The following is a 17,938-nucleotide window of genomic DNA, read 5'->3' as shown; positions in this document are numbered from 1 at the left end:
TCAGGTAAAATCGTTGCACAGAAGCAGAATAAAGTGGAAGAAAAACATGGGACAGTTTGCAGGATACCCAATCTGGTTAATTAATCTGGATTCCAACCCTGAGCGTTATGAATCAGCCAAAAAGCAGCTGCATAAGCTGGGTTTGGAAGCAGAACGCTTCAGCGCTATTTATGGCAAAAACCTGAGCCAGGCTGAAGTGGCCGCTTGTTATGATCCTGCGTTAAACCAGAAGAAATTCCGCCGTCCTTTGTCGCCAGGCGAAATTGGCTGTTATTTAAGTCACCGCACTTTATGGCAGCGTATGGTGGATGAAAATATCGCCATGGCCTTTATTCTGGAAGACGATATAGATTTAGAGCCTGAATTTCTGACTGTGCTTACAAAAATTACCCAATTAAAACACTGGGATATGATCAAATTAGCCGATGACAGAGCAGGCACTGGCGAGCAGAAAAAAGACCTGGGTGATGGTTATACCTTGGTGAATTTTGCCAAAGTGCCGAACTGCACTACGGGTTATGCTTTAACGCTGCAAGGTGCAAAAAAGCTGCTGAGCCGGCCAAAGTTTTTCCGTCCTGTGGATGTGGATCTGCAGTTTTACCCCGAGCTAAACCTGACGGTGTATTCGATGTTGCCTTACCGTTTATGGTCGGCCAGCCGTTTTGAAAGCGAAATCGACAAAATGAGTGGCGGTACCCGCAAAGGTGGTACTTCGTTTTGGCGCAATCTGAAATACAGGTTCCAGCTAAAATCTATCCGCAGTAATCATCTGTCCGGTGATCTGTCACAGGTGCAATTTACGCCAGCCCAACAGGACGAGGTTTAAGCATGCGCAGCCGTAAAATTTCCTGTTTTGTGATTTCCTGCAATGAAGAAGACCGGATTGAAGCTTGTTTACAGTCGTTGGCGGGTTGGGTTGACCAACTGATAGTGGTCGACTCCGGCAGTAAAGACAGAACAGTAGAAATAGCAGAAAAATACGCTGACAAAGTTTATCAAACCGACTGGCCTGGCTTTGGCCCACAACGTAACCGCGCTTTAGCCTGGTGTGAACATGATTGGGTATTAAGCATAGATGCTGACGAAGTATTAACGCCTGAACTGAAAGTGGAAATTGATCAGGTTCTGTCAGAACCCGAGCTGGACGCCAACTTTATCAAAATGCCATGGCACACCTACTTTTTTGGCAAGTTGCTGAAACATGGTCGTTACTCCACTCCTCAAGGCAAATTGTTTTTAAAAACAGGTGCTAGTTTTAAAGACCGTCAGGTGCATGAAACCCTGTTATTGCCTTATGAAAAAGTGCGGGTACTAAAATCGGCCATTATTCACCATAGCTGGCGCAGTTATCAGCATTGTCAGGAAAAGCATGTGAAATATGCTTGTTTGGGCGCTGAAGATAAATTTGCCCGTGGTAAAAAAGCCAGTTTGGGTTTTGCTATTTTGCGCTTTTTCACCGATTTTATTCAGCAGTATGTGCTGCGTTTGGGTTTCCTCGACGGCTGGCGTGGTTTACTGATGGCTATAGTGCTGGGCCAGTATGCGTTCCATAAATACGCCGCTTTAGCCACTATGGTGGCTGATAAAAAAGCAAAACAAATGAAAGGCTAATAGCAGTTTGGTGTTGAGAATTTTCAGCTAAAGCTCATAGAACTCTTTCAATGAAAATACTACATGTGATGATTAGCCGTCTTTCATTGCCGCCGCGAGATTATGGCGGCACTGAGCGTATTGTTTGGGGTTTACTTATGGCGCAGCAGGCTGCAGGCCATGAAGTGCGCTTATTGTGGGGCAATGCTGCTGACTTACCCAAAAACGCCACGCGTTTTGACGCCACTAAATCTATGCGCGAGCAAATTGGTAGCTGGCCTGACATAGTGCATTTTCATCAGCCTTTTACCGGTGAGCTGGATGTGCCTTATATCAGCACAGAGCATGGCAATGCCGAAGGACCACGCAGTTATGGTCAGAATACGGTGTTTTTAAGTGCCCGTCATGCCGCCAATCATAACGCTGAGTGTTATGTGCATAACGGTTTGGACTGGACTGAATATGGCCAGCCTCATTTAGGCAAAGCGCAAAATTATTTCCATTTTTTGGGCAAAGCCAAATGGCCGATTAAAAATCTCTCCGGCGCAGTGGCGGTATCCAAACAAGCCAAAGCTAAGCTGCATGTGTTAGGTGGTATGCGTTTTAGCTTAAGCAGTCGTGGTTTTTACTTTCACCCTGATCTACATTGTCGCTTTCATGGCATGGTGGGAGGAGAGAAAAAAAACCAGTTAGTGCGTCAGTCCCAGGGGCTGATTTTTCCAGTGCGCTGGCATGAGCCTTTTGGTCTGGCCATTATTGAATCTTTGTATCTGGGTGCTCCTGTATTTGCCACTCCTTACGGCGCTATACCTGAAATTATTAACCGCACTGATATTGGTTTTTTGTCGATCAGCTATACCGAATTGGCTGATGCAGTGCACAGTGTTCACAAGTACGACAGAGAAGCATGTCATCAGTATGCAAAAAACCGCTTTGACCATTTGACTATGGCAGCGGCTTACCAGCAGTGTTACGACAAAGTGATAGGCGGTGCTGTTTTGAATAAAAAGGCGCCCTACTGTGAACAAAGTTGGCACCAGTTGCTGCCTGTAACGGAATAACAAACTTGAAAAAGCACAACTCGATCTGGTTCTTGCTTGGACGCTGTGGGTATTCAGTACTGTTGCTGCTGCTTACTCCCTTCGTGTTGCTGTATCTGCTGCTGCGCTCACGCAAAGACCCAGCCTACCGCCAGCGTTTTGCCGAGCGTTTTGCGCTGAAGCTGCCAGCAGCTTCCGCCAAAGACGGCATAGTGTTGCATACAGTTTCAGTGGGCGAGTTTAACGCGGCCAAGCCTTTGATTAAAAAGCTGTTATTGCAGTATCCGCATTTGCCTCTGATTATTACCTGCACCACACCTACAGCTTCTTCTGCTATCCAAAAATTACAGGCGGAGCAGAGGGAATTGGGCAGAACTGTTGAACATTGTTACCTGCCTTTTGATTACCCTGTGCTGATGCGTCTTTGGCTGAGATGGATGCAGCCGCAGTTGTTGCTGATTTTAGAAACTGAGCTTTGGCCTAATTTGGTCGCGAATTGCCAAGCGCTGTCTATTCCGACTTTAATCGTCAATGCCCGTTTATCGGCCCGTTCAGCCAAAGGCTACCGGCGTTTTAGCGCTCTCACTCAACCTATGCTGCAGAACATCAGTCAAATTCTGACGCAGGACAAAAACAGCGCCCGCCGGTTTTTGGCCCTGGGTGCAAAACATGTGCAAGTTGCGGGTAACTTAAAATTTGAACTGGATGTGCCAAAAAGCAGCACTCAACTGGCGCAGAGTTTAAAACCTTTGTTGCAAGGCCGGACAGTCTGGGTGGCGGGCAGCACTCATGCCGGTGAAGATGAGCTGCTTATTCAGGCGTATCAGCAGTTAAAAGTGCAGTTCCCACAGTTGTTGCTGGTGCTGGTACCACGACATCCAGAGCGTTTTGATTTGGTCGCTCAGTTGTTACAACAGCAGCAGTTGAAGTTTGTCCGTCGCAGCCTGAATGGTTTACCAGATGCCAGTACTGAAGTGTGGCTTGGCGATTCAATGGGCGAGTTATTAAGCTGGTATCAATTGGCCGATTTTGTTTTTATCGGCGGCAGCCTGATTGAACGGGGTGGTCATAATCCGCTGGAAGCTATGGCCTTTGGCAAAGCCGTATTATCCGGTCCTTATGTATTTAATTTCCAACTGGTGTTTCAGTTACTGCAACAGCAACAGGCTTATTTTCAGGTCAACACAGTGGTGGATCTGGTCAGCACTGTGACTCAACTGATGCAGCAACCAAAACTTGCCATTCAAACTGGCGAAAAAGGCTTAAAACTTTATCAGCAGCAACAAGGTGCTGTGGCGCGGATTGTGGCTCAGGTCAGCAATTTATTACCTAGGGCTGATATCAAAAAGTTAAACCTAGGCAATAGATTAGCCTGGTTTGACCCGCACTTTTATCCGAACTTTGAGTTGGCTTATTTTCAGCCTGATCACTGGCAACAGCAGGGCTTGGTCACAGGCCAATCCAAAGGCCGTAATACGGTCTGGTTTGTGCGTGATGCCGAAGGGAAAGAGGCGGTGCTACGGCATTACTACCGTGGCGGTTTAGTGGGTAAAATCAACAAAGACAAGTTTTGGCCGGAAGCCCCAGGCCAAAGCCGGGCTATGGCGGAATTCGGTTTACTTTGGCAAATGCGCTTATGGGGGTTGCCTGTGCCACGGCCTTGCGCTGCTTTGTATCAAAAACATGGTTTTAGCTTTGGTTTTTATACTTATAGTGCTGATATTTTGATTGAACGTATCCCAGGCACCACAGATCTGGCGCATCTGTTGCAACAGCGGCCTTTAACTGACACCGAATGGCAACAGCTTGGTGCCTTAATAGCCCGCTTTCATCAGCATCAGGTCTATCACTCCGATTTAAACTGCCACAATATTCTGCTGGACAGCCAGGGCCAGTTTTGGCTGATCGACTTTGATAAATGCGCTATTCGCACAGCGGCCGATTATCCGGATCAAAGCTGGAAAACACAGAATCTGCAGCGTCTGTTACGCTCACTGAATAAAGAACAACAGCAACTGCCAGTGTTTCATTGGCAGCAAGACCAATTCGCCGCGCTGGAGCTGGGTTATCAGCAACAGCGGCAAAAACCAGATCCAATACAGAGTACAAATTAATGCAGCAGTGGGACGTGATAGTGATAGGCGCAGGCGCCGCAGGTTTATTTTGCGCTATTGAAGCGGCCAAAAGAGGCCGTAAAACCCTGGTGCTGGATAACGGTAAACGTATAGGCCGTAAAATTCTGATGTCTGGTGGTGGCCGTTGTAACTTCACCAATATCTACGCCAGCCCGGCCAATTATTTATCGCAAAACCCGCATTTTTGTAAGTCGGCGCTAAGCCGTTATACCCAATGGGATTTTATCGCTTTGGTGCAGCAATACGGCATTGCTTATCACGAAAAAACGCTGGGCCAGCTATTTTGTGACGACAGCGCCAAAGATATTGTCGATATGCTGCAACAAGAATGCGACAAAGCGGGCGTGTCTATTGCGCTGCAACAAGACATTCAAAACGTCAGTTTTGCCGATGGGGTTTATACAGTCACAACGCCGCAACTTAGCCGTAGCTGTCAGAGCTTAGTGGTGGCTTGCGGCGGTTTAAGTCTGCCGAATTTAGGTGCTACTGCTTATGGTTTTCAACTGGCGGAGCAGTTTGGTTTAAATGTATTGCCAGTGCGTGCAGCTTTAGTACCACTGACTTGGCAACCAGCCGACAAAGCTGTATTTGAAGAAATCAGTGGTGTGTCGTTGCCTGTTACGGCGCAAGCCAATGATGTGGTGTTCCCGGAAGATATGTTGTTTACTCACAGAGGCTTAAGTGGCCCGGCTATTTTACAAATTTCCAGCTACTGGCAACCGGGTGACGAGCTGATTATTAACTTAGCGCCGCAGCAGGATTTAAACGCATTCCTGCTGGAGCAACAGCAAAAACACCCGGAGCAGGAACTTAAAACTATCCTGTCGCGCCTGCTGCCTAAACGTTTAGTCGAAAAACTGCTGGAGCTGAATCTGTTTCAAAATCAGCCCATTAAAGCGCTGCAAGGTAAAGCTATCCAGCGTTTAGCTGACAGCCTGACCCATTATGTGTTTAAACCCAACGGTACCGAAGGCTACCGCACCGCCGAAGTGACTTTAGGTGGGGTCGACACCAACGAACTTTCGTCCAAAACCATGGAAGCGAAAAAGCAGCCTGGCCTGTATTTTATCGGCGAAGTGGTAGATGTCACCGGCTGGTTAGGGGGCTATAACTTCCAGTGGGCTTGGGCCTCAGGTTGGGTAGCGGGGCAGTATTGTTAGTTGTTGTGTACTGACAATAAAGTTGAGCCTTAGACTAGCTCTGCAGAGCTGACTGAAATTCCTACTAACGATTTTCGTAATACCGATGGCACCAATAGCGGTTTGACCTTGCCTTCATTTCAGGGCAGTGTAAAGGCAAGATAATTCAGCAGGAGAACCTAAGGATGTTCAAATTAAAGTTGGGATTGGTGGCCGGATTGGCTTTCACTTGCCTGGATAGCGTGGCGGCAGAGCCACTACAGCCATCGCAAATTGTGACTCAGGCCCAAGCCAAAGCTGAAAAGGGGGATGGTTATGTGTTTTATAGCTATTTCACTAAGCCTACTTTTGGTACTCAGGATGCGTTGACTGGGGTGGCTGTAATTGAGCCAGGGAAAGAGATCCATCCTCCTCATATTCATGCTGAAGAAGAGTATTTGATGGTGATTGAAGGGGAGGGCGTCTGGTCACTGAAGGACAAAGACATTCCAGCGAAAGCCGGTGATATTTTATATGCAGCGCCCTGGGATTCGCATGGCATCCGCAATACAGGCAATAAACCGCTCAAGTTTGTTGTGATGAAATGGCATAGCAAAGGCCTGCCAGTGCCTGCAGAGCTTGCCGCTCAGAAACCTTAATCAGCAGACGAAAAGCCGGTCAAGCAAGACCGGCTTTGTCGTATGGGTTTAGCCTTTTGACACGGTAAGTTTGTCTACTACACCCACCACATCTTTGGTGTTTTTGGCTTTGGCGATGGCCAGATCTTTTTCCGCATCTGAGTCCACAGTGCCGCTTAGTGTAACTACACTGTTGCTTACATCCACGTCAATGCTGGTGCCACTGGTTTCTGGTTCAAACAGCAAACTGGTTTTCACCACAGTGGCAATTTTTGCATCTTTTAACGCACTGATGGCTTTGGGGTCTGTGTTGCGCTTACCATCATTTTTCACTATCAGTTGGTTTTCGACTGAGCTGACGCCGTCCAATCCTGCCACCAGCTCTGCAGCTAAGGCTTTATCGACATCGCTCTCTACTTCACCAGTTAAGGTAACTACACCGTTTTTCACATCAGTGTCGATGGTAAAAGCATTCAGGTTGCCGTTCAGTAACAAGGTGGTTTCGGCTTTGCCGTCTATCCAGGCATCTTTTGCGCCATCTTTCCAGTCGTTGGCAGCCATCGCGGATAGCGAAGCCAGAGTTAGAGTCATCATCAGGGCTAATGTTGGGTGTTTCATCATGTCACTCCTTTTGTTAGTGAGACCATGAGTGATTGCCAATTTAATGCCAAAATTTAACTCCATGATATTTAAAGGATATATTGGTGGGTTCATTGGGTGTTAATTTTTTGTTTGTAAATTTGTCTTAGCGATAGGTAAAAGTTTCATAGCTGATCAGCGGGGGCTGAACTCTGCCAGTTGGTCTGCTGCTATTTGCAAACTGGCAGTAAAATGCAGCAAGCTATGCTGATACAGGCCCAAATCCAGCTTTCTGATCACGGCTTTTTGCAGTTGCAGTTGTTTAACGAGTTGGTGCTGTATAGTGGATAGTGAGGCAGGGCTGCGTTTGTTGTCATACCAGGCACCAAGTTCATCCCATGCTGTCATCGCCTGTAAAGCTTTACACTGTGACTGTGCTGCAGGTAGCAAATACAACATGTGTTGATGTAGCTCTGCTAAGGCACAAAAGTGTCGGCGCAGATTGTGGTGGTCTGTGGTCTCTGCGTGATGCTGATAAAATCGTCTGGCTTTGCTGAATAACAGGCGAAAAGCAGCGATCAGTGCTGTCTGAGTCGCGTTTCTGGTTAGATGCGGTGAGCTTTGTGGCATGGCGTCGGTACCCATAGCTGTTAACACTTTGTGGATTCATTATCAATTCATGTACCAAGATGTAACTTCATGATCTAACCATGTTTTTGAATTTTTAGGTCCGGGAAGCTGAGCGCCGATCGGTAAGTTTTACTCAGGACTCCTGTTAAATTTACAGTCAGCACGCTCTAACTATGGAAAGTATCTATGACCCAGCCTGTTTTGTTCCTGCACCTTCAGGATGCTGAATTAACCAGCCAGTTGTTGCGCTCGGATGTAGTCCGGCGTTTTGTAATTTATAAAAGTCAGTCGGACCAGTGTTGGGTAGAACAATTGCTCAGACAACGCTGTGATTTAGCTTTTATTGAAGTCGACAACACAGAAGCTGCGCAATACGAGCTGTTACAGCAGAGCAACAGATTGGCTGAAATCGACTTTATCCTGATCAGCAAAGGCATTCCGGATTTAGCTGTGGACCATTTGATGCGCTCCGGCGCTGGTTATCACTTCCGTCAGCCGCTGGATCTGGCTGCAGTACTGGATGCGGTGCAGGATTTTTACCAGCAGTTATCATCGGTCACGGTCAAACGCAAAGTTCAGAGCAGTGATCTGGATCAGTTTGGATTATTGGTGGGATCGTCTGCCGCTATGCTGAGATTGTACAAAACCGTGCGCAAAGTGGCGGTGACCGAAGCCAATGTGTTGATTGTAGGTGAAAGTGGCACTGGCAAAGAGCTGGTCGCCAATACGCTGCATTTGGCCAGTCACAGGGCCGATCAATCTTTTGTCGCCATCAATTGTGGCGCCTTGAGTTCGGAGTTGATTGACAGCGAACTTTTTGGTCATGTCAAAGGCTCTTTCACCGGTGCTTTGCGCGATCATCAAGGGGTATTTGCTCAGGCTGAACATGGCACTTTGTTTTTGGATGAGGTGACAGAAATGCCGCTGGAGCAGCAGGTGAAATTACTGCGGGTGCTGGAGAGTGGTGAATACCGACCGGTGGGTAGTGATAAAGTGTGCAGGGCCAATGTCCGGGTCATAGCCGCAACCAACCGTGATCCGCTGCAGGCTGTAGCTGATGGGGTGTTACGGGAAGACTTGTATTTCAGGTTATCGCAGTTCCCGGTGAAAGTGCCGGCGTTGTGCGAGCGCGAAGGCGATATCAGCGGTTTAGCACAGCATTTTCTGGCTTACTGTAATGCCCGTGAACAACAACAGAAGCAGTTGTCTGATGCGGCCCTGACGGTGATCAGGCGGCATAGCTGGCCTGGTAATGTGCGTGAGTTGAAACATGCGGTGGAACGGGCTTTTATTCTGGCCGACCGTCTGATAGAACCAGAACATCTGCTGCTGGAACGGGCTACGCCTGGTGTGGCTGCTGATATTCCAGCCGATATGCCGCTGGATGAGCTGGAAAAAGCCGCTATTTTGGCAGCATTAGAGCGCAATGGTGGCAACAAAACCGACACCGCGGAACAATTGGGGATCAGTGTAAAAACCTTGTATAACAAACTGGAAAAATACCAGCAGCAACGCTGAAGTTCTGTCTTCAGCGGCAAAGAAAAGGGGCGGTCAGGCCGCCCCAGTGGATTAACAGTCTTTATCTTCGGCGTCAGTCTTTTCTTTGGCCGCTTCACACAACTCTTTGGCTTTTTCTGCAGTTTTGTCCGCAGCATCTTCCATTGCATCCGCAGTTTTATCTGCTGCGTCTTCCAGCTTCTCGCCAGCTTGTTCAGCCTTTTCTTCAACCTGAGCTTTCAGTGCGTCCATTTTGTCTTCAGCTTTTTCAGCATCGTTTTCGCTACAAGCCACAACAGAGGTTGCTAACATGACTGCCAACGCCAGTTTAAACAATGAGTTTTGAGTTTTCATTCCATGCTCCTTTAGCCCTTTGGGGCTGATTACAATTTAGGGGTTTTGCCACGCAATGCATTCGCGACTAGTGAAATAACCAGCAAGACCACAAAAATCATAAAAATAATTTTTGCTATACCTGCTGCAGCGCCTGCAATGCCAGCAAAACCCAATATACCGGCCACTATGGCCACAATAAAAAAGGTTAAAGCCCAGCCTAACATAGTTACTCCCCGGTGCGTCAGCACCCAGTTAAAAGTGCTTTTGCATTAGTTGAAGGTACTTTGTACGTTAAGCCAGCATCATGCCAATATCAGGTTTTACACTTTAAGTTACTGTTATCGCTTATTTTATACAAGATTTATGAACGCAAGCTGTCTTAGCCCTGTGTTTAGCTGATGGTAAAATTTACAGGTCTGGCAGTAACAGTTGCAGGGTAGCGTTGAAGCCTGAAGCTACTGCAACTCAATTCGTGGCATAATCCCCACTGTATAAAAGTATGATCATGAGTAAGCAATGGCAAAAAAACTAAGTGTGGTGCAACTAAAACAACAAGCCAATGTGTTGAAATCACTGGAAGTTGTGGAGCAGGCTGCTGCACCGCTTTATCCGGATTTTGTCGGCTGTTGGTTCAGTATGGAGTTTGAAAACTTTCCTGCGTCCTTGCTGGTGCGTTGTCAGTTCAACTCCGAAGCTGCTCTGGCTGTAGCACAGCAGCAAAAGTTGGATCTGTATTTTCAGAAACAGATCCATAAACAATTGTTTAAATGCGGCATTTTAGTCAAAGACATTAAAAAACATGTGGTATTGACCACATTATCCCCAGATGATTAAGCCGTGAAACAAAAGCCTGCTTTGGCTGCCCGTCAATTTGAGGTAGCATAAACGCCATTTGGTTTTAAAAAACTTGGCGTATGACGGCTGATTTTGTGTTTCCTGTCTCAGCAGAGCAGTTACAACTCTGGTTTCACCCTGCCACCTTTCACAAGGCTCGGGCTTATTTTCTGGCCGGAAAAGTGGTGCAGCTAGATTACGAGCCTGATTTTTCACAAATCCGCAGTCAGGTTTGGGGCGATGGTTTTAGCCCTTTTAAACAGCTTATTTCGATCTCTGAGCGCGATGGGCAACTGCAACTGACCGATTCCTGCACCTGCTCTGAAGGCAACAGATGCAAACATGTGCTGGCGGCTTTGCTGAAACTGAAACATCAGCTCGATCAGTTGCAACAAAAAGCGGTGCAACAACCAGTACGGCAACTCAATCAATGGTTTAGCGAAGCCGAACAATTTAATCCGCCAAGCCAAACCACGCAGGCTGACGAGACAGTGCTGTATGAATTGCGCCCCAGTAGCTTAGGGTTGCAGTTACTGCCCAAACGCGTGAAACAAGCTAAAAATGGCAGTTACAGCAAAGGTAAAATTATTGCGCAAAGCGAGCTGGCCGGGCAGGTCAGGCCACTCTGGCTGGCCGAAGATGACTACAGACTATTGCAGCAGTTTTTTGCCTTTGATTTACGCCGTCAGGCCTTACTGGAAGATCAGTGGGGTTATCAGTTGCTACTTAAACTGCTCGATACGGGCCGTTGTGTGCTGGATGAAGAGCGCCGGGACTTGATCTGGGGCGAGACGCTGCCACTGCAATTACGTTGGTTAAAAAGCAAAGCGGGTTGGCAGTTATTACAACTGATGCCTAAAGACCGTGAACTGGAACTGGTGTACACAGACCCGCCTTGTTACCTCGACTTAGTCAACAATCAGCTTGGTTTACTGCAAAGCGACATCACGGGCCGTGAGTTGAAACTCTTAATGCGGATGCCACCCGTGCCTGCTGCGGTATTGCAGGACAGCATGAAACGGCTGCAGCAGATTTTCCCCAGCCTCAATTTGCCTGTGCCGGACGACAGTGCGGTGCAAAAAATTGAAAGCAAACCTGTGCCTGTGTTGCAGCTAAAAATGCTGACGCAAAAAAACAAAGTCAGCAAAGCTGTGGCCCTGCTCCAGATGGCCTATGGCCCGCATGTATTGCCATTGGATGTACAACAATCCCAAACTCAGTTGCAACTGGATAACCAGATTGTTTTTATCCGCCGCGACCGGGACAGTGAAATCAAAGCGCTAGAAACTCTGTCGCAGTATGGTTTGCGTTCAGTGCCAGTTGAGCCGTCAACTACACCCTATTTTGACTGTGGCGAGGGGCCGGAAAACCCGCTGTTATGGCAACCTTTATTGCAGGCTATTCCCGAGCTCAAACAACAAGGTTGGCGGATAGAACAGGACAAAGCCTTTAATCAGGCGGTGATCCACGCCAAAGCTTATCTGGAAGTGACAGACAAACACAGTGGCGGTTTTGGTTTGGCGATTCAGGTCGAAATTGATGGCCAGCAAATTCCGCTCTTACCTTTAATCACGCAGTGGTTACGTAGTTATGGTTTGCCTGCGGCCGATCAAACCTTATGGCTGAGTTTACCTCAAGGCAAATTACCTTTGCCGGTCAGCCTGATCCAGCCTTTGATCGACACCATAGTTGAACTCTTGAACCTGAAAAAAGCACCCAGCGAAATAGAATTACCGGATTACAAAGCGGCTTTATTGCCAGGCCCTGGTGCTGAAGAGATCCGTTATTTAAATGCAGGTCGATTGCAGCAGTTGGTGACTCAACTGCAGCATTTTGATGGGATTGAGGATATTGCAGCGCCTGTTGGTTTAAAAGCCCAGCTGCGGCCTTATCAGCAGCAGGGCTTAAGCTGGCTCTGTTTCCTGCGCCGTTTTGGTTTGGGTGGCATTCTGGCCGACGATATGGGCTTGGGGAAAACAGTACAAACGCTGGCCTTTTTGCTGCATCAGCAAGAGTCGGGGTTATTAAAGCATCCGGCTTTAATCGTCTGTCCTACCAGTTTATTGGGCAACTGGGCGCAGGAAGCGGCCCGTTTTGCCCCTTCACTGAAAGTGCTGACTTTATATGGCCCTAAACGTCAGGCGCTGTTTGACCAGCTGGAAAACTACGATTTGATAGTCACCAGCTATCCACTGTTGGTGCGGGATTTAGCCTACTACCAAACCCATCATTTTAGCCTGATGGCTTTGGATGAAGCTCAGCATATTAAAAATGCCGGTTCGCAGTCGGCGCAAAGTGCACGCCTGGTCAAAGCCGACTTTAAGCTGGCGCTCACAGGCACGCCACTGGAAAACCATTTGGGCGAACTCAAAGCCTTATTTGATTTTGTCTTACCGGGTTTATTGGGCACTGAAGCCCGGTTCCAGCAGGTGTTTCGCAAACCCATCGAAAAATCAGCCGATGCAGAAAGGGCTCATGCGCTGCGTCAGCGGATTGCTCCTTTTATGTTACGCCGCACTAAAAAGCAGGTTGCGACTGAATTACCGGACAAAACCGAAATTCTGCAGTTGCTGGAGATGGAGTCGGATCAGCGCAACCTGTACGAAAGCATCCGTTTAATTATGGAAACCAAAGTGCGGGAACTGTTTTTGCGCAAAGGCGTTGCGGCCAGTCAGATGGAGTATTTGGACGCGCTGTTAAAGCTGCGTCAGGCTTGTTGTGATGCACGCTTATTGCCGATAGAACAGGCACAGTTGGTGCAGAATAATGCCAAGTTGCAGTGGCTGCGTGATACCTTACCCGAAATGATTGAAGAAGGTCGTAAGGTGCTGATCTTCAGCCAGTTCTCCAGCATGCTAAGCCTGATAGAGCAAGAACTACAGTATCTGGATATCAGCTACAGTAAGCTGACAGGTCAGACCAAAAAACGGCAGGAGCAAATAGACGAATTCCAACAGGGGAACAATTCTGTATTTTTAATCAGCTTAAAAGCCGGTGGCACAGGTTTAAACCTGACCGCCGCTGATACTGTCATCCACTACGACCCCTGGTGGAATCCGGCCGCTGAAAATCAGGCAACAGACCGCGCTTATCGGATAGGTCAGGACAAGCAGGTGTTTGTCTATAAACTGATTATCAGCAAAACTGTGGAAGAAAAAGTGCAGCAGTTACAGCAGTTTAAACAAGGGCTGGCGGATCAGATATTTAGTCTGGGTCAAAGCCATATATGGCAGGGTGAGGCGCAGGATTTATTGGCGCTGTTTAGCGAAGACTAGTCTGCCCTTCGTACTTAACGCCGCAGCTTTGTTGACTGCGCGTTCTCGCCCCAGTCACATAGACTACTATGCTCCTGGGGTCTCGTACACTTGTCGTCTCGCTGCAACGCTAATTACTTTGGGCTGGTCGACTCTGCGCCGGTTAATTAGGGTGAGGATAATGGGAAAAAAGTTATGAAGATCAGAGCTATATTATTTTCCCTGCTCTGTTGTGTCAGCACTGTTGTACTGGCGGCTGAATCTTATGAGCGCATCGCGCCTTTGGTTGAAAAGGCGATAGCCGACAAGCAGTTACCGGGCGCTGTAGTGCTGGTGGGGCGTGGTGAACAGATCCTGTATCATCAGGCTTTTGGTTTTAAAACCTATTCGCCTGCCGCTGCTGTCACCACAGACACTGTGTTTGACTTAGCCTCCTTAACTAAACCTGTAGTGACTACCACCCTCATCATGCAACTGCTGGAGCAGGGCGAATTGCGTTTAACCGATCCTGTCGGCAAGTACCTGAAGCAGCTTAACAATGCTGAAGTGAAAAACATCACTGTGCTGCAATTGCTGACCCATAGTTCAGGTTTAGCCGATGGGTTTGACCGGCGTGAATTCTGGCAGGGCAAAGCAGGCTTAGAGCAACAACTGGCAAAGCTGAAGTTAAACACCAAACCGGATCAGCAGTTTATTTATTCAGACATAGGTTTTATTTTATTGGGCTTAGTGGTTGAGCAAATCACCGGCCAGCCATTACATCTATTAGCAGAACAACGCATTTTCCAGCCTTTACAGATGAAAGACAGCCGCTATTTGCCTCTGGATCAGCCGTCACAACAGAGTGCTTATCTGCAACGTATAGCCCCAACCGAACACCTGAGAGGGGATGCGGATTATCAAAAGCTGCTGCCGAATTATGCTCAGCCTTATTTACAGGCTGTGGTACACGACCCAACAGCGCTACGTTTAAATGGGGTTGCAGGCCATGCCGGAGTTTTTGGTACGGCAAAGGATATCGCCTTATTTGCTCAAATGCTGTTAAACGGCGGTGAGTTAAAAGGCCAAAGACTCTTATCACCACTGGCAGTGCAACGTTTACTCACTCCGGTGGTGATTGGCAACCAAAGCCGGGCTTTAGGCTGGGATATGCAAACAGCTTATTCAGCACCTAAAGGGGATTTATGGCCAGCAGGCTCTTTTGGTCACACAGGTTTTACCGGCACCAGTATCTGGATAGACCCAGCCAGCCGCACCTACGTTATTTTGTTATCAAATCGTGTGCACCCCAACCGCACCGGCTCCATCACCGACCTGCGCGCTAAACTGGCGAATATAGTGGCTGCTGGTATTGGGTTTTGAGTTTGTGTTGATAGTGCGAAGGATGAGTAGTATTGCGCAACTACCCTGACTATCATGGTAGATAAAGGGTGGCTGAAATTAGCAACCTATGTCTTAAACCGGAGTTTAAAATGGAAAAAATGACCAGATGTCCTACCCATCCCGGCGTTGTTTTTAGGGTCACTATTTTAGAAGAACATGGCATATCTGTAACCAAAGCAGCCAAAGCTCTTGGCTTGTCACGTACAACGATGAGTAACTTCTGTCATGGTCACACTCCCTGCACACCAGAGATTGCTCAACGTATCGCGTTATCTATAGATAGTAATGTGGCTGTGTGGATCAATCTGCAAGCTCAGTACGATGCATGGTTTGCTGAAAACCGCGAAAAACCTCATGTCGAGAAGTTGCTTACGACTGCAGCTTGATTATTTCACCACACTCAAAAAATAATTTGAGTAATCACTTTAAACACCAACCCAATCCCAACCAAAAATACCACTGGTCTGGCTGCTGCTTTAGCCTGAAGTTGTAGCTATTTGTTAAAAAATAAGGCGGCTGGAAATTCAAACACAACACTCTGATTTTGCCGCTTAATCTGCGTCATTTGCGAAAAATCGGCCATTGCATTGTCATTGATCTGTTCTATCTTGTACTGGGATTTGTAACTTGGCATCACGGAAATGATGCAAATAAAACAATAAATTTACAAAGACAAGAGCAAGGACAAACGAATGAAACTACTGAAAATGGCGGCTGCCGGCTTGGCGCTGCTGAGCTTACCGCTTTCTGCTGCATTAAATGGCCATCCTGTGGTGTTGGTGCACGGCTTTCAGCCCGGTAATTTAGCCGAGCGGCCTGTAGGGGCTGATGTAACCAGTAATGGCGCCGACTATTGGGCTGGTTTTTGGTTAAGCCGCGCCGATGCGCGTATCGACTGGCCATCGCAAGAACGTATCACAGGCAAAATTGCCACCGACTATGTCTGGCCTAAATTGCAACAGCTATCCCGCTCCGGTCTCTGCAACAGCGGTTGTATTTTTGTCAGCCACTCGACAGGGGATTTAGTCACCCGTTATATCATCGATAATCAGGCTTTATGGCTGAAAAACGCTGGCTTACAGCCGCTGAATATTATCGCCAGCTTTGACTTTGCTGGCGCTGGTGGCGGAGTAGAACTGGCCGACCTCGCCGTTAATGTAGCCGGAGGTGGTAGCTGGACAGATGCAGCCTTACGGGCCGCTTTATCTTTATGGTTAGGCCAAATACCCACGCCTTCCAACATTGGCGTACTGAATGATTTGCGGGTTAATACAGCGCGTCAGTTGGCAAGTTTCCCTACCAGCCGGGTGCCTCGTTTACGTTTTGCCGGAGCAGGTTCTGACTTCTTAAATGCCACAGGACCATTTTTACCCGGTACAGACGATGGCGTGGTCGCCAGCCATTCCAGTTGTGGTGCTTCTGCTGTCGGCTCTTTTGACAGCTGCAGTGCAAGCGTGGCTTTTGATGGCAAACTGGCTAGTCAAAGCACTGGCGTTAAGGGTTTTATGCCTTATCACTATCCTATGCTGATGGGCAATGACTATAGCCACAGTGGCCTGATTGAAGACAGCCGCGACGGTGAAGTGACAGCTGCTAATGCCAGAGCCACTTATTTAAACGCTGAGGCTTTGCAGTTCCAGACCTATCAACAATCAAGAGGCTGGTGGGTGTTTGCCTCTAATTATTTATTAGTCACAGGCTCAGATCGCCAGAGTATGTCGTCTTTAGTCAGTCAGGCCGCTGATTAATGCACAAGAAAGTATTGGTTAGTCTGCTGCTGGTGCTGATAGCACTGGCGGCTTTTTGGTTTTGGCCTGAAGCTGAAACTGCTGTGGTGGCGGTGGATAAACCACAGCCTGATGCTGTTGCTGAACCTCAGCAAAAAGCTGTTGTGCAAACTGCCGCACCAGTGCAAATGGATCAGTATCAGCAACAAGAATTGCAGCAAAGTTTTAGCTTGTTATCGCAAGCTTATGCGGCTGAACTCAGCTACCCAGCCTATTCCAGGCCTTTAACTCCGGCCGATCATCAACTGCTGAACCCCAATCACTTTGACACTGTGGCCTTGCCGCTGGAAGGTGGTGCCAGCGCCAGTCTGGTGTTGCCTAAATACCGCTTTACCTACCCGGACGCTGTCGAATTTAAACTGGTGATGCATGGCCTGTCAGCACAGCAAGTCAAAGCCGAATTACGTGAGCAGCAAAGCGGCAAAGTGTTGGCGCAGGCCGATTTAACTGCAGGTGCAGATTCTGCTGAATGGGCACATCAGTTTGAGGCCAGAGAAAACTGGGACGGCGCTATGGAACTGGTGGTGCTGTTTGAGGCGCAAGGCAAAACCCAACAACTGCAAACAGGGCTGGATTACAGCGATCCGGTGGCCACTATCACAGGCATTGGCAGCAGCAGTTCGCGTGGCCCTGACTTAGTGATCCCTGTAGAGCTGGAGGTAAAAAAAGCCGGTATGTACCGCTTAAGAGCCAATTTATTTACTGAAAATAAACAGCCTTTAGCTGTGCTGACAGCTGAAGAACAGTTAACCGAGGGTTCAGCCAAGCTCGAGCTGCGGGCTTTTAAACAGGTATTGCAGCAACAAGGCGGGCCTTATTGGCTTGGTACTTTTGTGTTGGAATTACGCTCCGCCATGCCGGGCGAAGCCAACAGATACGGCGACAGCAAAGAGCCAGGATTTGTGGTGGAGGCCATCAACTTTGGTCAGTTGAGCGATGAACCTTTTGTACTTAGTGACGAAGAAAAACAACGGCTGGAGTTTTTACAGCAGATGGCTGGAGCGAAGTAGCGAAGCCTTAATTATTTTAAAAAATCCGTCTGCAATAATAAAAGTTAATTCTGTCCCAAAAATTAATATTCTTAAGTGATTGAACTACCATCTAAAACACTTTAGCT

17 protein-coding genes are annotated in these 17,938 nt (G+C 47.9%); 13 read left to right on the top strand and 4 right to left on the bottom strand.

Going from position 1 to position 17,938, the window contains the following annotated elements; translation table 11 throughout:
• The first annotated feature begins 46 nt into the window (after positions 1-46).
• The 6 genes from SD53_RS03775 to SD53_RS03750 all read left to right on the top strand — a co-directional run bounded on the left by SD53_RS03775 (position 47) and on the right by SD53_RS03750 (position 6,542).
• Complete coding sequence (locus SD53_RS03775; protein ID WP_046518886.1) at positions 47-826, top strand: glycosyltransferase family 25 protein; 780 nt, start codon at positions 47-49, stop codon at positions 824-826.
• 2 nt (positions 827-828) lie between these two features.
• On the top strand, positions 829-1,611 hold the full coding sequence (locus SD53_RS03770) for a glycosyltransferase family 2 protein (RefSeq protein ID WP_046518885.1): 783 nt from the start codon (positions 829-831) through the stop codon (positions 1,609-1,611).
• Positions 1,612-1,661: 50 nt separating this feature from the next.
• The gene (locus SD53_RS03765) at positions 1,662-2,651 is read left to right on the top strand and encodes a glycosyltransferase (RefSeq protein WP_046518884.1); all 990 of its coding nucleotides are present in this window, start codon (positions 1,662-1,664) and stop codon (positions 2,649-2,651) included.
• A 5-nt stretch (positions 2,652-2,656) separates the two neighbouring features.
• Positions 2,657-4,744: a lipid IV(A) 3-deoxy-D-manno-octulosonic acid transferase gene (gene waaA / locus SD53_RS03760; protein WP_241481745.1), complete on the top strand. Its 2,088-nt coding sequence runs from the start codon at positions 2,657-2,659 to the stop codon at positions 4,742-4,744.
• Positions 4,744-5,925: a BaiN/RdsA family NAD(P)/FAD-dependent oxidoreductase gene (locus tag SD53_RS03755; RefSeq protein WP_046518883.1), complete on the top strand. Its 1,182-nt coding sequence runs from the start codon at positions 4,744-4,746 to the stop codon at positions 5,923-5,925. Before waaA ends, SD53_RS03755 begins: the two co-directional genes overlap by 1 nt.
• 164 nt (positions 5,926-6,089) lie before the next feature.
• Positions 6,090-6,542 carry a cupin domain-containing protein gene (locus SD53_RS03750; RefSeq protein WP_046518882.1) on the top strand — a complete coding sequence of 151 codons (453 nt, stop codon included), beginning with the start codon at positions 6,090-6,092 and terminating at the stop codon, positions 6,540-6,542.
• 48 nt (positions 6,543-6,590) lie between these two features.
• Here SD53_RS03750 and SD53_RS03745 read toward each other — a convergent pair whose 3' ends face one another.
• A complete protein-coding gene (locus SD53_RS03745) occupies positions 6,591-7,139 on the bottom strand; it encodes a BON domain-containing protein (RefSeq protein WP_046518881.1) in 549 nt (182 codons plus the stop codon).
• Between the two features lie 156 nt (positions 7,140-7,295).
• Positions 7,296-7,757 carry a hypothetical protein gene (locus tag SD53_RS03740; RefSeq protein WP_125060847.1) on the bottom strand — a complete coding sequence of 154 codons (462 nt, stop codon included), beginning with the start codon at positions 7,755-7,757 and terminating at the stop codon, positions 7,296-7,298.
• A gap of 159 nt (positions 7,758-7,916) precedes the next feature.
• Between SD53_RS03740 and SD53_RS03735 the strand changes: the two genes are divergently transcribed.
• Positions 7,917-9,248 (top strand): sigma-54 interaction domain-containing protein, encoded by a 1,332-nt coding sequence (locus SD53_RS03735; protein ID WP_046518879.1) that lies wholly within the window; start codon positions 7,917-7,919, stop codon positions 9,246-9,248.
• Positions 9,249-9,299: 51 nt separating this feature from the next.
• Here the strand turns inward: SD53_RS03735 and SD53_RS03730 are convergent, their stop codons facing one another.
• On the bottom strand, positions 9,300-9,581 hold the full coding sequence (locus tag SD53_RS03730) for a hypothetical protein (protein WP_046518878.1): 282 nt from the start codon (positions 9,579-9,581) through the stop codon (positions 9,300-9,302).
• Between the two features lie 29 nt (positions 9,582-9,610).
• Positions 9,611-9,787 carry a DUF1328 family protein gene (locus SD53_RS18170; protein ID WP_046518877.1) on the bottom strand — a complete coding sequence of 59 codons (177 nt, stop codon included), beginning with the start codon at positions 9,785-9,787 and terminating at the stop codon, positions 9,611-9,613.
• A 292-nt stretch (positions 9,788-10,079) separates the two neighbouring features.
• On the opposite strand from SD53_RS18170, the gene SD53_RS03720 reads away from it, so the two are divergent.
• From SD53_RS03720 to SD53_RS03695, 6 genes are all read left to right on the top strand, one after another.
• A complete protein-coding gene (locus SD53_RS03720; protein ID WP_046518876.1) occupies positions 10,080-10,397 on the top strand; it encodes a hypothetical protein in 318 nt (105 codons plus the stop codon).
• A gap of 80 nt (positions 10,398-10,477) precedes the next feature.
• The gene (locus tag SD53_RS03715; protein ID WP_046518875.1) at positions 10,478-13,672 is read left to right on the top strand and encodes a DEAD/DEAH box helicase; all 3,195 of its coding nucleotides are present in this window, start codon (positions 10,478-10,480) and stop codon (positions 13,670-13,672) included.
• Between the two features lie 174 nt (positions 13,673-13,846).
• A complete protein-coding gene (locus SD53_RS03710; RefSeq protein ID WP_046518874.1) occupies positions 13,847-15,013 on the top strand; it encodes a serine hydrolase domain-containing protein in 1,167 nt (388 codons plus the stop codon).
• Between the two features lie 110 nt (positions 15,014-15,123).
• Complete coding sequence (locus SD53_RS03705; protein ID WP_052749242.1) at positions 15,124-15,420, top strand: HigA family addiction module antitoxin; 297 nt, start codon at positions 15,124-15,126, stop codon at positions 15,418-15,420.
• A 306-nt stretch (positions 15,421-15,726) separates the two neighbouring features.
• Positions 15,727-16,782: a hypothetical protein gene (locus SD53_RS03700; protein WP_046518873.1), complete on the top strand. Its 1,056-nt coding sequence runs from the start codon at positions 15,727-15,729 to the stop codon at positions 16,780-16,782.
• Positions 16,782-17,831 carry a hypothetical protein gene (locus SD53_RS03695; protein ID WP_046518872.1) on the top strand — a complete coding sequence of 350 codons (1,050 nt, stop codon included), beginning with the start codon at positions 16,782-16,784 and terminating at the stop codon, positions 17,829-17,831. Before SD53_RS03700 ends, SD53_RS03695 begins: the two co-directional genes overlap by 1 nt.
• Positions 17,832-17,938: the final 107 nt, after the last annotated feature.

It is taken from the genome of Rheinheimera mesophila, assembly GCF_000986865.1.
Taxonomy (GTDB): Bacteria; Pseudomonadota; Gammaproteobacteria; order Enterobacterales; family Alteromonadaceae; genus Pararheinheimera; species Pararheinheimera mesophila.
This window is presented reverse-complemented; position numbering and strand designations above follow the sequence as displayed.

Coding starts and splice junctions, on each gene's coding strand:
- SD53_RS03715 (WP_046518875.1), top strand. CDS start 10,478: ATGACGGCTGATTTTGTGTTTCCTGTCTCAGCAGAGCAGTTACAACTC.
- SD53_RS03765 (WP_046518884.1), top strand. CDS start 1,662: ATGAAAATACTACATGTGATGATTAGCCGTCTTTCATTGCCGCCGCGA.
- SD53_RS03750 (WP_046518882.1), top strand. CDS start 6,090: ATGTTCAAATTAAAGTTGGGATTGGTGGCCGGATTGGCTTTCACTTGC.
- SD53_RS03700 (WP_046518873.1), top strand. CDS start 15,727: ATGAAACTACTGAAAATGGCGGCTGCCGGCTTGGCGCTGCTGAGCTTA.
- SD53_RS03695 (WP_046518872.1), top strand. CDS start 16,782: ATGCACAAGAAAGTATTGGTTAGTCTGCTGCTGGTGCTGATAGCACTG.
- SD53_RS03705 (WP_052749242.1), top strand. CDS start 15,124: ATGGAAAAAATGACCAGATGTCCTACCCATCCCGGCGTTGTTTTTAGG.
- SD53_RS03710 (WP_046518874.1), top strand. CDS start 13,847: ATGAAGATCAGAGCTATATTATTTTCCCTGCTCTGTTGTGTCAGCACT.
- SD53_RS03775 (WP_046518886.1), top strand. CDS start 47: ATGGGACAGTTTGCAGGATACCCAATCTGGTTAATTAATCTGGATTCC.
- SD53_RS03735 (WP_046518879.1), top strand. CDS start 7,917: ATGACCCAGCCTGTTTTGTTCCTGCACCTTCAGGATGCTGAATTAACC.
- SD53_RS03720 (WP_046518876.1), top strand. CDS start 10,080: ATGGCAAAAAAACTAAGTGTGGTGCAACTAAAACAACAAGCCAATGTG.
- SD53_RS03730 (WP_046518878.1), bottom strand. CDS start 9,581: ATGAAAACTCAAAACTCATTGTTTAAACTGGCGTTGGCAGTCATGTTA.
- SD53_RS18170 (WP_046518877.1), bottom strand. CDS start 9,787: ATGTTAGGCTGGGCTTTAACCTTTTTTATTGTGGCCATAGTGGCCGGT.
- SD53_RS03745 (WP_046518881.1), bottom strand. CDS start 7,139: ATGAAACACCCAACATTAGCCCTGATGATGACTCTAACTCTGGCTTCG.
- SD53_RS03755 (WP_046518883.1), top strand. CDS start 4,744: ATGCAGCAGTGGGACGTGATAGTGATAGGCGCAGGCGCCGCAGGTTTA.
- SD53_RS03770 (WP_046518885.1), top strand. CDS start 829: ATGCGCAGCCGTAAAATTTCCTGTTTTGTGATTTCCTGCAATGAAGAA.